Genomic DNA, 14,172 nt, shown 5'->3' on the forward strand with positions numbered 1-14,172 from the left:
CACCATGGATTTCGCCCACAACCAGGAACATGAAGCGATACGCGAAGCAATCGGCAAAATCTGCGCTCGCTTTGACGACAGCTACTGGCTCGAACGGGACCGGCTGGGCGGCTTTCCGCATGAGCTGCACCGCGCTCTAGCCGACGGCGGCTGGCTCGGCGTTTGTCTGCCACAGGAATATGGCGGCGTCGGACTGGGCATCAGTGAAGCGACCGTGATGATGCAGACCATCTCACAGTCGGGTGCGGGGCTGTCTGGCGCATCGGCGGTGCACATGAACATTTTCGGCTTGCAGCCCGTGGCGGTGTTTGGCAACGAGGAGCAGAAACGCCGCATGCTGCCTCCGCTGATCCAGGGCAAGGAGAAGGCCTGCTTCGCCGTCACCGAGCCCAACACCGGCCTGAACACCACCCGTCTGAAAACCCGCGCCGAACGGGCAGGCGACCACTATGTGCTGTCTGGCCAGAAGGTCTGGATATCGACCGCCCAGGTGGCAGAGAAGATGCTCATTCTGGCGCGCACCACTCCGATCGAGGACTGCAAGAAACCGACCTTCGGCCTGAGCCTGTTCTACACCGACCTCGACCGCAGTTTTGTCGAGGTGCGCGAAATCGAAAAGATGGGACGCAAATCGGTCGACTCGAACGAACTCTTCATCGACGGCTTGCGCGTGCCGGTAGGAGACCGCATCGGCGAAGAAGGCCGCGGCTTTGAGTACATCCTGCATGGCATGAACCCGGAGCGGGTGCTGATCGCGGGCGAGGCCGTCGGCCTGGGTCGGGCGGCGCTGCAGGTAGCCGTCAAGTACGCCCGCGAGCGCGTGGTCTTTGACCGGCCCATCGGGCAGAACCAGTCTATCCAGCATCCGCTGGCGCAATCATGGATGGAGCTTGAGGCCGCTGAAATGATGGCGATGCGCGCGGCCTGGAAATACGACAACAGCCTGCCCTGCGGCGCCGACGCAAATGCTGCCAAGTACATGGCGGCCGAGGCTGGTTTCAACGCCTGCCAGCGCGCCATGGCCACGCTGGGCGGCTATGGCTATGCCAAGGAATACCACGTCGAGCGTTATCTGCGCGAAATGATGATTCCGCGCATCGCGCCGATCAGCCCGCAACTCATCCTGTGCTTCATCGCTGAGAAGGTGCTGGGCCTGCCTAAATCCTATTGACATTCACGAGCTCGCGACCGATTTTCTTCCCGCTGAGGCCAGCAATACCCAATTTTTACCCAGGCCAGCACCCACCCCATCATGACTACCACCCACGACAGCGAACGCGCTGAACAACTGACCATGCTGCGCGAAAGCGCGCTAAGTTTCGTCACCAAAGAATCACCACTCAACCGTGCCCGCGCCCTGCGCCAACAGGTGCCGGGCTACGACCGCCGCTTCTGGAGCGCCCTGGCCGAGCAGGGCTGGACCGGGCTGCTGGTGCCCGAACAATTGGGCGGCTACGCCCAGGGTTTCGCTGAGATGGCCGAGGTGGCGGCCGCCCTGGCTTCTCAGGTCGCGCCCGAACCGGTGGTGCCGGTGCTGGTGTTTGCCGGCCGGCTGCTGTCCCATGTGGGTGCCACCGAGCTATCGATGCGTCTCTTGACCGAACTCGCCGAGGGTCGCACGCTACCCGCCGTGGCCTGGCAGGAAGATGTAACCGGCGCGAAAGACCAGCCCGGTCTGGCCGCGACCCGGCTGGAGCGCCAGGGCGACTCCCTGCTGATACATGGCTACAAGCGCCATGTACGCCCCGGTGCCGGGGCCGACGGCTACATCGTCAGCGCCACCAACCCACAAGGTCTGGTCCTGGTGTGGGTGCCGGCAGATGCATCCGGCCTTACCCTGTCGAGCCAGCCGCTGGCCGACGGCAGCTATGCAGCACAGCTCAACTTGAACAGCGTTCGCCTGCCCGCCAGCCACCTGCTGGCCGAAGGGGCCGCCGCCGCGGCCGCGCTGACCCGCGCCTACGACGAAACCCTGGTACTGGCCAGCGTTGAACTGCTGGCCCTTGTGCGCAGCATGCTGACCATGACACAAGACTACCTGCGAACGCGGATCCAGTTCGGCAAGCCGATAGGCAGCTTCCAGTCACTGCAGCACCGCACTGTGGACCTGTTGATTCAGCAGGAACTGACTGCCAGCGTGGTGACGCAGGCTCTGGCCCTGCTAGATGACCCGGCCGCCGACGCCAGCGCGCGCTCTGCCCTGGCAAGCCGCGTCAAGTCGCGCGCGTCGGATGCGGGGCTGCAGGTGGCGCGGGAGGCGGTGCAACTGCACGGCGCCATCGGCGTCACCGACGAATACGACCTGGGCCTGTATCTGCAGCGTGCTCTGGTGTTGGCCGCCTGGCTGGGCAATGGCAACCAGCAGCGCCGCCGCTACGCCAACCTCACCCAAAACGCCACCGCGCAGGAGCACGCATGAACACCACCGCCTCCACTTCCACTGACTGGAATGCGTTCGACAACGCCAGCTTTCGCGCCACACTGCGCGAATTCTTTGAAGAACATTTCCCCAGCGAATGGCGCTACCCGCAACGGCGCCTGCGCTGGTCCGAAATCGGCCCTTGGTACCTGAGGCTTTCAGAAAAAGGCTGGGTCGCGCCGAGTTGGCCCACGCAGTACGGCGGCATGGGACTCTCACCCGAGAAACTCATCATCTTCATTGAAGAGCAGGAGCGCTGGGGCGTGGCGCGCGCGCCCGACATGGGCATCACCATGGTCGGCCCGCTGCTGATCAACCATGGCAACGACGCCCAGCGCGCCTACTACCTGCCCAAGATCATTTCCGGTGAGCACATCTGGTGCCAGGGTTACTCGGAACCCAATTCGGGCTCCGACCTGGCCAGTCTGCGCACCGAGGCGGTGGTCGATGGCAACGATTTTATCGTCAACGGGCAAAAGACCTGGACCACGCTGGCACAGGACGCCACCCACTTTTTCCTGCTGGTGCGCACCGACAAATCGGCCAAGAAGCAGGAAGGCATCAGCTTTTTGCTGGTCGACATGAACACGCCGGGCATCACGGTGCGCCCCATCCGCAACATCGCGGGCAGCGAAGACTTCTGCGAGGTCTTCCTGGAAAACGTGCGCGTGCCGCGCACCAGCATCGTCGGCGAGCTTAACAAGGGCTGGACCATCGCCAAGGCGCTGCTCGGATTCGAGCGCATCTTCCTGGGCAGCCCCAAACAAAGCCAGTACGCGCTGGCGCGCGTGCAGGAAGCCGCGCAGCGCCTCGGCCTGTTCGAAGACACCGGCTTCGTGGACCGCTACACCAAGCTGGCGCTGGACGTGTCCGACCTGGGCGCGCTCTATGGCCGTTTCATCGATCAAGTCAAGCGCGGCGAAACCCTGGGACCCGATGTCTCGATGCTCAAGCTGTTCGCCACCGAAACCTATTCGCGGCTGGCCGACCTGCTGGTCGATGTCATGGGATCGAGTGGCGGCACGCCCGGCTCCACAGCCCTGCCCGGTGGCAAAACCGATGCGTTGACCACCTTCTACAATGCGCGCCCGGCCACCATCTACGGCGGCAGCAACGAAGTGCAACGCAACATCCTGGCTTCCAGCGTGCTGAAGTTGCCGTCATGAGCGCATCGGGCTATCCGGCATTTGACGGCTGCGGCCCGGACGCGCTGTTCGCGCAAGGGTTGGCGCAAGGTCGCTTTAAAATCCAATGTTGCAGCGCCTGCGGTCAGCATGTGTTTTATCCGCGCGCGCTGTGCACCCATTGCGGCTCGGCCCAGCTCGACTGGATTGAACCCAGCGGGGTCGGCTGCGTCTATTCCAGCACCACGGTGCGCCGCAAGCCGCAAGCCGGTGGCGACTACAACGTGGCGCTGGTGGACCTAGCCGAAGGGCCGCGGCTGATGTCGCGCATCGATGGCATTGCACCCGACCAGGTGCGCATCGGCATGCGGGTGCAGGCGCGCGTGATCGACGATCCTGCCAAGGGCAAGTTGCTGGTCTTCATCCCCGAGGGCGCCACACCATGAGCGCCGCGTCGGGCCGTTCCCAAGCAAGCTCGCACCGCAGTGCGCAGCACGAAGGTCCTCCATGAGCACCATCTCTCCCCTGCGCGGCGCGGCCGCCATCGTGGGTGCCAGCCTGGGCGGCGTGCCCATGGCCCCCGGTCGCAGCGCGCTCGAAATTCTGGGCGAAGCGGTGCACGGCGCGCTGGCCGATGCAGGCTTGAAGCTGTCCGATGTCGATGGCCTGTTCACCGGCTCGTCCTATCACTTCCTTGCAGGTTTATCGGTGGCCGAATATCTGGGTATCCATCCCAAGTTCTGCGAAGCCACGATGGTCGGCGGCTCGTCTTATGTGGGCCACCTGCTCACTGCGGCCATGGCGCTGCACACCGGCCAGTGCGACGTGGCGCTCATTTGCTACGGCAGCAACCAGGGCTCGGGCTTCGGCAAGCTCAAGTCGATGGCCGAAACGCCCTTGTACGAGGCGCCATACGAGCCACGCTACCCGATCTCCAGCTACGCCCTGGCCGCAGCGCGCCACATGCACCAATACGGCACCACGCGCGAGGACCTGGCGCACATCGCGGTGGCAGCGCGCCAGTGGGCACAACTCAATCCGCTGGCCCACACGCGAGATCCACTCAGCATCGGACAGGTGCTGGCTTCGCGGCTGGTGAGCGATCCGCTGTCGGTGCTCGATTGCTGCCTGGTCACCGACGGCGGCGGCGCCCTGGTGCTGGTGCGCAGCGAGCGGGCACGCGACTTTCCCAAACCGCCGGTCTATGTCCTAGGCACGGCTGCGGCCACCTGGCACCGCCAGATCGGCTCCATGCCCGACCTGACTGTCACCGCAGCCGCCGAGTCCGGGCCGCGCGCCTTTGCCATGGCCGGTCTGGCACCGAAGGACGTGGACGTGCTGGGGTTGTACGACGCCTTCACCATCAACACGCTGCTGTTCCTCGAAGACCTGGGCTTTTGCGCCAAGGGAGAAGGTGGCGCTTTCGTGCGCAACGGGCGCATCGCACCGGGGGGCGATTTGCCGGTCAATACCAATGGCGGCGGTCTGTCGTGCTGTCACCCTGGCATGTACGGCATGTTCCTGCTGATCGAGGCCGTGCAGCAACTGCGCGCCGAGGCCGGCGACCGCCAGGTACCGGGCGCAGAGATCGCCCTGTGTCACGGCAACGGCGGCGTTCTCTCCAGCCAGGTGACGGCCCTGCTGGGCACGGCCGCCACCGTCTGATTTTTCAAATCAACAACCAGGAGTCATTTCATGAGCAAGGGCAACATGCTGCAAGACAAAGTCGCCGTGGTCACCGGCGCGGGCCGGGGCATCGGCCGCGACATCGCACTGATGATGGCGGCGCAAGGCGCCAAGGTGGTGGTCAACGACATCGGCGCCTCGGTCGGCGGCGAAGGCAATGACGCCAGCCACGGCCAGCAGGTGGTCAACGAGATCAAGGCCGCTGGCGGCCAGGCCGTTCTCAGCACCGACAGCGTCTCGACCTGGCCCACGGCCAACCGCATCATCGAATGCGCGGCCGACACCTTCGGGCGCATCGACATCGTCGTCAACAACGCCGGCATCCTGCGCGACCGCCTGTTCTTCAACATGTCGCCCGAGGAGTGGAGCGCCGTCATCGACGTGCACCTCAACGGCAGCTTCTTCACTTCGCGCGCCGCCGCCCCGCACTTCAAGACGCAGAAGTCGGGTGCCTATGTGCACATGACTTCCACGTCCGGCCTGATCGGCAACCTGGGCCAGGCCAACTACGCCGCTGCCAAGCTGGGCATCGTGGCCATGTCGCGCCACATCGCCGGCGACATGCAACGCTACAACGTGCGTTCCAACTGCATCTCGCCGTTCGCCTGGAGCCGCATGATCGGCGCCATCCCCACCGACACACCCGAGCAGCAGGCACGCGTGGAAAAACTAAAAAAACTCGGTACCGAGCAGATTGCGCCCATGGCCACCTTCCTGGCCAGCGATGCCGCAGCCGACGTCACGGCCCAGATCTTCGCCGTGCGCGGCAACGAGATTTTCCTCATGAGCCAGTCGCGCCCGATCCGCGGCATGCACACCGCCGAGGGCTGGACACCCGAGACCATCGCCGAGCGCGTGTTGCCCGCCATGAAGCAGAACTTCTATCCGCTGGAGAGCTCGAACATCGTGTTCTCCTGGGATCCCGTCTGACGTCATCTGCCATGGCGATCAACTACGAGAAACTGATGGCATGGCCGTTCGAGGACGTTCGCCATCGCTACACCCAGCGCGACACCATGCTCTACGCACTGGGCGTGGGCCTGGGCACCGACCCGACCAACGAGACCGAGCTGCGCTTTGTCTATGAAAAGAACCTGCTGGCGCTGCCCACGCTGCCGGTGGTGCTGGGCTATCCCGGCATGTGGCTCAAGGACCCGGCCACCGGCGTTGACTGGGTGCGGCTGGTGCATGGCGAACAGGGCTTGCGCCTGCACCGGCCGGTGCCGCCCGAGGGGCGCACGCGGGTGAGCCAGATCATCGACAAGGGGCCGGACAAGGGGGCTCTGATCTACACCGAGCGCACGGTGACGGACGCCACCAGCGGCGAACTGCTGGCCACGCTGACCTCGACCACCTTCTGCCGCGCCGACGGTGGCTTTGGCGGCCCGGCCGGGCCGGTCAAAACCGTGCATGAGCTGCCCACGCGCGCGCCTGATCACAGCGACGATTTCGCCACCCAGCCGCGTGCCGCGCTGATCTACCGCCTCTCGGGCGACTACAACCCGCTGCACGCCGAACCCGCGGTGGCAAGCGCCGCTGGTTTCAAGCAGCCCATCCTGCACGGCCTGGCCACCTACGGCATCGCCGGCTGGGCACTCACCCAGCGCGTCTGCGGCGGCGACCCGAGCGCCCTGCAGTCGCTGGATGTGCGTTTTTCGTCACCCGTTTACCCCGGCGAAACGATACGCACCGAGCTCTGGGTGGATGGCAAGGTCGTTTCCTTTCGCGCCCGCGCCGTCGAACGCGACATCGTCGTGCTGAACAACGGACGCGCCGAGCTGCGCTGACCGTCCTTTGCCTTTCATTTTCGTTTTCAATTTTTTTCAAGGAGCCTCAACATGAACTACGCTGACTTTCAATTCCTCAAGTTCGACCACAAGCCCAACGGCGTGCTGGTCATCACCATCAACCGCCCCGAGGTCATGAATGCCACCAATGGCCGGCTGCACTGGGAGCTGACCAAGATCTGGGGCGTGGTCACTGACGATGCCAAGACCAAGGTGGCGGTCATCACCGGCGCGGGCGACCAGGCCTTCTCGGCCGGCGGCGACCTGGAATGGGTGGCCGGCATGGTCGGCAACCCGAAGGAAATCGCCAACACCATGACCGAGGCTTCGGACGTGGTCTACAACATGATGGCCTGCGACAAGCCCATCATCTCGGCCATCAACGGCGTGGCCGTCGGTGCCGGTCTGGCAGTCGCCTTCCTGGCCGACATCAGCATCATGGCCGAGGAGGCCAAGATTACCGACGGCCATGTCAAGATCGGCGTCGCCGCCGGCGACCACGCAGCCATTCTGTGGCCGCTGCTGTGCGGCATGGCCAAGGCCAAGTACTACCTGATGACGGCCGAGTTCGTGAACGGCAAGGAAGCCGAGCGCATCGGTCTGGTCAGCCTGTGCGTGCCGCGCGCCGAGCTGATGGACAAGGCCATGGCCGTGGCCAACAAACTGGCCAATGGCAGCCAGCAGGCGATCCGCTTCACCAAGCGCTCGCTCAACGGCTGGATGAACGTGGCGCGCCCGATCTTCGAGAGCTCGCTGGCGATGGAAATGCTGTGCTTCCTGGGCGAAGACGCCAAGGAGGGCGTGGCCTCGGTGCGCGAGAAGCGCGCGCCCAAGTTCCCCTCGGCCCAGGTCTGATTGAGTTCGCTCCTTCTCCCGCTGGGGGAAGGAGCCAAAACGCCCCACCACACAGGAGAACACCCCATGGATTTCGCACTGACCCAAGAACAACGGATGATCTACGAGTACGGCGACCGTATCTCGAAGCAGTTCGACCACAATTACTGGCGCGGCTACGCCGACAAGAACGAGCGCCCCACCGAGCTGTACCAGCAGATCACCAACGACGGTTTTCTCGGCATCATGGTGCCCGAGGCCTATGGCGGTGCCGGCCAGGGCATGACCGAGATGCTGCTGTTCATGGAGGGACTGGCCAACAACGGCATTCCGCTGCTGAACCTGGTGGTCGGCCCGACCATGACCATGGGTCTGCTGGCCAAGCACGCCAGCGAGGACATGAAGCGCCGCTTTCTGCCGGGCGGCTGCTCCGGCGACATCAAGTTCTGCTTCGCCATCACCGAACCGAACGCCGGCTCCAACTCGATCGAGATCACCAGCATCGCCAAGTCCGATGGCCAGGGCGGCTTCAAGCTCAACGGCCAGAAGGTCTACATCACCGACGCCAACTGCGCCGACTACGCCATGGTCGTGACCCGCACCACAGCGCGCGCTGACGTGAAGAAAAAGACCGACGGCTTCACCATCTTCATGGTCGACATGAAGAAAAAAGGCATCAGCAAGACACTGATTCCGATTGCCTTCCCGGTGCCAGAAACGCAGTGGCAGCTGTTCTTTGACAACGTGGAGCTCACCGAGGCCGATGTGCTGGGCGAAGTCGGCAAAGGCTTCAACATCCTGTTCGACACGCTCAACCCCGAGCGCATCATCCTGTCGGGCTTGTGTACCGGCGTCGGACGCTTTGCCTTGAAGAAGGCCGTGGCCTATGCCAACGACCGCAAGGTGTTCAACAACACCCCCATCGGCGCCTACCAGGGCGTGCAGCACCCGCTGGCGATTGCCCGCTGCGAGATCGAGATGGCCTCACTGATGGCGCTAAAGGCCGCCTGGGCCTTCGACCAGGGCCTGCCTGCCGGGGAGTTTTCCAACATCGCCAAGTACGCGGGTGCCGAAGCCGGCATCCACGCCGTTGACGCGGCGATCCAGACCCATGGCGGCAACGGTTTCACCAAGGAATACGGCATTTACGACCTGTACGGTCTGGTGCGGTTGCTGCGCACGGCCCCGTTGAACCGCGAGCTGGTGTTGAACTACATCGCGGAGCATGTGATGGGCCTGCCGCGCTCCTATTGACAGGCCACCATGGGTAACAACGCTCCCCTGCCCGCCTTTGGTGCCCTGGCCGGCCTGAAGGTGATTGACCTCTCACGCGTGCTCGGTGGCCCGTACTGCGGACAGATTTTGGCCGACCACGGCGCGCAGGTCATCAAGGTCGAGCCGCCCGCTGGCGACGAGACCCGCGCCTGGGGCCCACCCTTTGCCGACGACGGCACGGCGGCCTACTACAACGGCCTGAACCGCAACAAGCGCGACATCGTGATCGACCTGTCCAAGCCCGAAGGGCGCGAGATTGTGCTCAAGTTGCTGGCAGACGCTGACGTGCTGATCGAGAACTTCAAGATCGGCACGCTGGAGCGCTGGGGCATCGGCTATGAACAGACGCTGCGCGAGCGCTTCCCGCGCCTGATCCACTGCCGGGTCAGCGGCTTCGGCGCCGATGGGCCGCTCGGCGGCGCGCCTGGCTACGACGCGGTGGCACAGGCACTGGGCGGCCTGATGAGCGTCAACGGCACGCCGGACACCGGCCCGCTGCGGGTCGGTGTCCCGGTGGTCGACATCACCACCGGCCTGTCGGCCGTGATAGGCGTGCTACTGGCGGTGATCGAGCGGCAGCGCTCCGGGCGCGGGCAGTTCGTCGAGGCCACGCTGTACGACACCGCCGTGTCGCTGCTGCATCCGCAAAGTGCAAACTGGTTGCAGTCGGGCCAGACACCCAGGCTCAGCGGCAATGCGCACTCCAACATCGTGCCCTACGACAAGTTTCCGACCCGGACCTGCGAGGTCTTCCTGGGCATCGGCAACAACGGGCAGTGGAAAAAACTGTGCGAGTTCCTCGGCCATCCCGACATGGCCAGCGAGCCGCGCTTTGCCACCAACGCCGAGCGTTTTCGCCATCGCGACGAACTGCGCGCCTTGCTAGAGGCGCAGTTGCAAGAGGTGGATGGCGAACAGCTGTGCCGTGACCTACTGGCCGCCGGTATTCCGGCCGGCGCCGTCAGGGCCATTCCGCAGGTATTGACGGACCCCCACACCCTGCATCGGGACATGGTGGTGCAGGTCGAGGGTGTGCCTGGCATCGGCATCCCGGTCAAGCTGTCACGCACACCGGGGCGCGCCCACAGCGCGCCGCCGCGCTTCGGCCAACACACACGTGAGCTGCTGACGGAGCACGGCTACGGCGCCGCCACCATTGATGCCCTGATCGCACGGGGAAGCATCGTAGAACACGTTGCGACATGAACTCTGCCTGCCAGAGACTAGGGGAAACCCCATATACCTAACTAATGTTAGGTGAGAAAATGAAAGCCTTTATGCAGAACAGAAAATCGGATCGGCAAGCTGCGCACAGGCAGGTGGTCGACCGTGCTATGTCATAGGCACCCTCAGTGATAAACACCATCAGTACCAAAGAGCAGCGGCCAACTCCGATGAAAGCCAGCAACGCGGCGGCAGTGCCCGCCCTCGAATGCCGAGGGCTGGAGCGGCGATTCGGCGGCCTCGTCGCGTTGAAGGATGCCAATTTGCGCATTGAGCGTGGGGAGATCTTCGGCTTGGTCGGCCCCAACGGCAGCGGCAAGACGACCATGACCAACGCCATCACCGGCTTCTTTCCACCCCAGGTCGGCAGCATATGGCTCAATGGCCGCGACATCACCGGCATGGCGCCGCACAAGGTCGCAGCTCTGGGCGTCGCGCGCACGTTCCAGAACCTGGCGCTCTTCAACGGCATGAGCGTGCTTGACAACATCCTGCTGGGGCGTCACATCCACATGAAGCCCGGCGTGGCAAAAACCGCCCTCTACTGGTGGCTGGGTCGCAAGGATGAGATGGCGAGCCGGCTCAAGGTCGAAGAGATTATCGATTTCCTGCAGCTGCAGAGCGTGCGCGACGAGCTGGTGGACAGCATTCCGATCGGGCTGAAAAAGCGCGTCGAACTGGCACGCGCGTTGGTGGCCGAACCCAGCTTTCTGGTTCTTGACGAACCGATGGCTGGCATGAACCAGGAGGAAAAGGAATACATGGCCCGTTTTATCCTCGATGCGCGTGCCGAGCGCAATGTCACTGTGCTGCTGATCGAGCACCACATGGATGTGATCACCGGTATCTGCGACCGCATGATGGTGCTCAGCTATGGTGAAACCATCGGAACCGGTATTCCTGCCGACGTGATGAAGGATGAACGTGTGATCAAGGCCTACCTGGGGGGTGCGCATGCAAAGCACTGAAACCGATGCTGCCAAGGGCAGCAACACCACATGGGATATGGGCACCGACACCACCCTCATCCACATTCTGGCTCGCAACGCCGAGTTACTGGGCAATCGCGTGGCCATGCGCGAAAAGCACCTGGGAATATGGCAGGAGACCACCTGGTCGCAGATGCTGGACACCACGCTCGCCTACGCGGCCGGCATGGAAAGCCTGGGTTTTAGCGCAGAGGATGCCTTGCTGGTCCTGGGCGACAACCGACCCCGGCTCTACATGGGCATGCTCGCGGCCGGCGTGCTGGGCGGCTACGCGATGCCCGTCTACTCTACTGCAACACCCGACGAAATCCGTCACTTCATGCATGAGACGCATGTCCGCTTTGTCCTGGCCGAAGACCAGGAGCAAGTCGACAAGGTGCTTGATCTGGGCGATCAGGGTGCAACGATCAAGAACATCATTTACGACGAGCCACGCGGCTTGACCAACTATTCGAATCCCGGACTGATTTCGTGGGAAAAGTTGCAGGCCATCGGTGCAGATCGCTTGCGTGCCGAGCCGAAACTGCGAAATGCCTTGATCGAACGGGCGCTGCCCGACGGACCGGCGGTGTTCGTGCACTCGTCGGGGACCACGGGCAAGCCGAAGGGCGTGGTACTGAGCCACCGCAATTTCCTCGCGGGGGTGCGTAACGCCCATCGCGGGGGCGCCTTCACATTTGGCGAGACCATCCTCGCCTATCTGCCCATGGCCTGGGTGGGCGACTTTGCCATCACGGTCGGCGCCGGTGTTGCGCTGCACTTCACCATCAATATCCCCGAACGCCAGGAAACGGTGCTGCACGACCTGCGCGAGGTGGCTCCCACTTTCTATCTGGCCGCACCCCGCAGCTGGGACAACATGCTGACCACCATCCAGGTTCGCATGGAGGATTCGACGCCGTTCAAGAAATGGCTCTACGATGTTTTCATGAACTCGGCGCTGGCGTCCGAACGACGCAAGCTCGAGGGAAAACAGCCCAGCCTGACAGAGCGTCTGATGCGGCAACTGGGAGAGTGGTTGATCTTCGGACCGATCAAGGACCAGTTGGGCCTCACCCGCCTGCGAGGTGCTTTCACCGGCGGCGAGGCCATTGGCGAAGACACTTTTGTTTTTTACCGCGCACTGGGCGTGAAATTGCGACAGTTTTATGGTCAAACTGAAAGCAGCGCCTTCACTGCCTTGCAGGACACCGAAGAAGTACGCCTGCACACGGTCGGCAAACCGCTGCCCGGTGTGGAAGTCAAGATCGGCGACAACGGAGAGGTCTTGATTCGCTCCGGGAGCGTGTTTTCCGGTTACTACAAACTTGAAAATGCCACCCGTGAAGCACTTGAGGACGGCTGGCTGTACACGGGCGATGCAGGTTATATCGAGCCTGATGGACACATGGTGGTGCTCGGACGGTTGTCGGAGGTGGTGTATACCTCCAAAGGCGAACGCTACATTCCGAACTACATTGAGAACCGCCTCAAATTCAGTCCGTACATCAAGGATGTGGCCGTGCTCGGGAGCGGCCGCGACACGCTGGCGGCCATCATCTGCATCGACATGGAGCCGGTGGGCCATTGGGCTGAGGTACGGGGCATTTCCTACATGTCCTATGCCGACCTGTCGCAAAAACCCGAGGTGATCGAACTGGTCACGGCAGCGGTCAAGCGCGTCAACAGCATCCTGCCAGACGGGTTGAAACTGCATCACTTCGTGTCCTTACACAAGGAGTTCGACCCCGACGACGGAGAGGTCACGCGAACCCGCAAGCTGCGCCGCAACGTGGTCGAGGAGCGTTATGCGCCCATCATTGATGCGATCTACGGCGGCCAGCAGACGGTCACGATGAAGGCGCAGATCACGTATGAATCCGGTGAAGTCGGCACCATCGAGCGCCAACTCTCGGTGCAGGAGATTTAAATTATGGATTTTTCACTGTTTGCCGAATTGGCCATCAATGGCGCGCTGTCGGGGCTCATGTATTCACTGGTCGCCATGGGCATCGTGATCATCTACAAGTCATCCTCGGTGCCTAACCTGGCGCAAGGTGCGATGACCATGCTGGGTGCCTATGTCGTGCTGGCCATCGCCAATGGATTGGGCGTGTCGATGTGGGTCGCCATCCCGCTGGCCATGGGAACGATGTTCTTTGTCGGAATGGGCATCGAGCGGGTGGCGTTGCGCCGGCTGGCGGGCCGCCCCATCATCATGATCCTGATGATGACACTGGGGCTGGACATCTTTATACGCGCGACAACAATGGCCATCTGGGGCGGCTCTGGCCTTCCGCTGTCCATTGGCATCAGCGACGACCCGCTGTTTCTGGGGCCGGTGCTGCTCAGTCGGGCTTATGTGGTCGGCGCCGTGGTGGCCATCGCGCTGTTTTTGGTCTTGATGTTCTTCTTTCGCACGCGCAGGGGCATTGTTCTGCGCGCCATCTCCGACGATTACATCGCATCGTGGTCGATCGGTATTTCGGTTGAACGCGGGGTGGCGTTTTCCTGGGCCATGTCCTCGGTTCTGGCCACCACGGCCGGCGTGTTGTGGGGCTCGGTTCAAGGGGTCAGCCAGGCGCTGGCGCTGCTTTTGCTCAAGGGCTTGACCGTCGCCGTTTTGGGCGGTCTTGACAGCATCGGCGGCGCCATTCTGGCCGGCTTGCTGCTGGGCCTTCTTGAAGGCGTTGCATCTGGCTATCTCGACCCCTTGGTTGGCGGTGGTAGCCGCGACCTGGTGGTTGCCACAATACTGATTCTGACCATCCTGATTCGGCCGCATGGCCTGTTCGGGCGCCACGACATTGAAAGGATCTGAAGGTCATGCTATTTCGTCAATCAGGAATTTTCCA

The 14,172-nt window shown here is 63.1% G+C and carries 13 protein-coding genes; all 13 read left to right on the forward strand.

Translation table 11 applies throughout. The features are described from left to right. Nucleotides 1–4 precede the first annotated feature (4 nt). The 13 genes from ASE11_RS24320 to ASE11_RS24380 all read left to right on the forward strand — a co-directional run bounded on the left by ASE11_RS24320 (nucleotide 5) and on the right by ASE11_RS24380 (nucleotide 14,138). Nucleotides 5–1,171: an acyl-CoA dehydrogenase family protein gene (locus tag ASE11_RS24320; protein ID WP_056278207.1), complete on the forward strand. Its 1,167-nt coding sequence runs from the start codon at nucleotides 5–7 to the stop codon at nucleotides 1,169–1,171. 81 nt (nucleotides 1,172–1,252) lie between these two features. Continuing rightward, nucleotides 1,253–2,419, forward strand: coding sequence for an acyl-CoA dehydrogenase family protein (locus ASE11_RS24325; RefSeq protein WP_056278211.1), 1,167 nt, complete (start codon nucleotides 1,253–1,255; stop codon nucleotides 2,417–2,419). Beyond that, nucleotides 2,416–3,585 (forward strand): acyl-CoA dehydrogenase family protein, encoded by a 1,170-nt coding sequence (locus ASE11_RS24330; RefSeq protein ID WP_056278213.1) that lies wholly within the window; start codon nucleotides 2,416–2,418, stop codon nucleotides 3,583–3,585. Before ASE11_RS24325 ends, ASE11_RS24330 begins: the two co-directional genes overlap by 4 nt. After that, nucleotides 3,582–3,989, forward strand: a complete 408-nt coding sequence (locus ASE11_RS24335) for a Zn-ribbon domain-containing OB-fold protein (RefSeq protein WP_056278216.1) — start codon at nucleotides 3,582–3,584, stop codon at nucleotides 3,987–3,989. The genes ASE11_RS24330 and ASE11_RS24335 overlap by 4 nt, the downstream gene beginning before the upstream one ends. 61 nt (nucleotides 3,990–4,050) lie before the next feature. Then, complete coding sequence (locus tag ASE11_RS24340; protein WP_056278218.1) at nucleotides 4,051–5,208, forward strand: thiolase; 1,158 nt, start codon at nucleotides 4,051–4,053, stop codon at nucleotides 5,206–5,208. Between the two features lie 30 nt (nucleotides 5,209–5,238). Continuing rightward, entirely contained in the window at nucleotides 5,239–6,159 is a 921-nt protein-coding gene (locus tag ASE11_RS24345) for an SDR family oxidoreductase (RefSeq protein WP_008905467.1), read from the forward strand. 11 nt (nucleotides 6,160–6,170) lie between these two features. Beyond that, nucleotides 6,171–7,016, forward strand: a complete 846-nt coding sequence (locus ASE11_RS24350; protein WP_056278221.1) for a MaoC/PaaZ C-terminal domain-containing protein — start codon at nucleotides 6,171–6,173, stop codon at nucleotides 7,014–7,016. A gap of 51 nt (nucleotides 7,017–7,067) precedes the next feature. Beyond that, nucleotides 7,068–7,871, forward strand: a complete 804-nt coding sequence (locus ASE11_RS24355) for an enoyl-CoA hydratase/isomerase family protein (RefSeq protein WP_056278228.1) — start codon at nucleotides 7,068–7,070, stop codon at nucleotides 7,869–7,871. Between the two features lie 66 nt (nucleotides 7,872–7,937). Next, nucleotides 7,938–9,104: an acyl-CoA dehydrogenase family protein gene (locus ASE11_RS24360; RefSeq protein WP_056278231.1), complete on the forward strand. Its 1,167-nt coding sequence runs from the start codon at nucleotides 7,938–7,940 to the stop codon at nucleotides 9,102–9,104. Nucleotides 9,105–9,113: 9 nt separating this feature from the next. Continuing rightward, nucleotides 9,114–10,331: a CaiB/BaiF CoA transferase family protein gene (locus ASE11_RS24365; RefSeq protein ID WP_056278232.1), complete on the forward strand. Its 1,218-nt coding sequence runs from the start codon at nucleotides 9,114–9,116 to the stop codon at nucleotides 10,329–10,331. A gap of 188 nt (nucleotides 10,332–10,519) precedes the next feature. Continuing rightward, nucleotides 10,520–11,317 carry an ABC transporter ATP-binding protein gene (locus ASE11_RS24370; protein ID WP_008905462.1) on the forward strand — a complete coding sequence of 266 codons (798 nt, stop codon included), beginning with the start codon at nucleotides 10,520–10,522 and terminating at the stop codon, nucleotides 11,315–11,317. Continuing rightward, nucleotides 11,304–13,247, forward strand: coding sequence for an AMP-dependent synthetase/ligase (locus tag ASE11_RS24375; RefSeq protein ID WP_056278235.1), 1,944 nt, complete (start codon nucleotides 11,304–11,306; stop codon nucleotides 13,245–13,247). Before ASE11_RS24370 ends, ASE11_RS24375 begins: the two co-directional genes overlap by 14 nt. Nucleotides 13,248–13,250: 3 nt before the next feature. Further along, on the forward strand, nucleotides 13,251–14,138 hold the full coding sequence (locus ASE11_RS24380; RefSeq protein WP_056278238.1) for a branched-chain amino acid ABC transporter permease: 888 nt from the start codon (nucleotides 13,251–13,253) through the stop codon (nucleotides 14,136–14,138). Nucleotides 14,139–14,172: the final 34 nt, after the last annotated feature.

This window comes from Hydrogenophaga sp. Root209 (assembly GCF_001428625.1).
Classification (GTDB): domain Bacteria; phylum Pseudomonadota; class Gammaproteobacteria; order Burkholderiales; family Burkholderiaceae_C; genus Hydrogenophaga.

What these genes read in the sequence shown, in the direction of transcription:
- ASE11_RS24320 (WP_056278207.1), top strand. Translation starts at nt 5, where the DNA reads ATGGATTTCGCCCACAACCAGGAACATGAAGCGATACGCGAAGCAATC.
- ASE11_RS24325 (WP_056278211.1), top strand. Translation starts at nt 1,253, where the DNA reads ATGACTACCACCCACGACAGCGAACGCGCTGAACAACTGACCATGCTG.
- ASE11_RS24330 (WP_056278213.1), top strand. Translation starts at nt 2,416, where the DNA reads ATGAACACCACCGCCTCCACTTCCACTGACTGGAATGCGTTCGACAAC.
- ASE11_RS24335 (WP_056278216.1), top strand. Translation starts at nt 3,582, where the DNA reads ATGAGCGCATCGGGCTATCCGGCATTTGACGGCTGCGGCCCGGACGCG.
- ASE11_RS24340 (WP_056278218.1), top strand. Translation starts at nt 4,051, where the DNA reads ATGAGCACCATCTCTCCCCTGCGCGGCGCGGCCGCCATCGTGGGTGCC.
- ASE11_RS24345 (WP_008905467.1), top strand. Translation starts at nt 5,239, where the DNA reads ATGAGCAAGGGCAACATGCTGCAAGACAAAGTCGCCGTGGTCACCGGC.
- ASE11_RS24350 (WP_056278221.1), top strand. Translation starts at nt 6,171, where the DNA reads ATGGCGATCAACTACGAGAAACTGATGGCATGGCCGTTCGAGGACGTT.
- ASE11_RS24355 (WP_056278228.1), top strand. Translation starts at nt 7,068, where the DNA reads ATGAACTACGCTGACTTTCAATTCCTCAAGTTCGACCACAAGCCCAAC.
- ASE11_RS24360 (WP_056278231.1), top strand. Translation starts at nt 7,938, where the DNA reads ATGGATTTCGCACTGACCCAAGAACAACGGATGATCTACGAGTACGGC.
- ASE11_RS24365 (WP_056278232.1), top strand. Translation starts at nt 9,114, where the DNA reads ATGGGTAACAACGCTCCCCTGCCCGCCTTTGGTGCCCTGGCCGGCCTG.
- ASE11_RS24370 (WP_008905462.1), top strand. Translation starts at nt 10,520, where the DNA reads ATGAAAGCCAGCAACGCGGCGGCAGTGCCCGCCCTCGAATGCCGAGGG.
- ASE11_RS24375 (WP_056278235.1), top strand. Translation starts at nt 11,304, where the DNA reads ATGCAAAGCACTGAAACCGATGCTGCCAAGGGCAGCAACACCACATGG.
- ASE11_RS24380 (WP_056278238.1), top strand. Translation starts at nt 13,251, where the DNA reads ATGGATTTTTCACTGTTTGCCGAATTGGCCATCAATGGCGCGCTGTCG.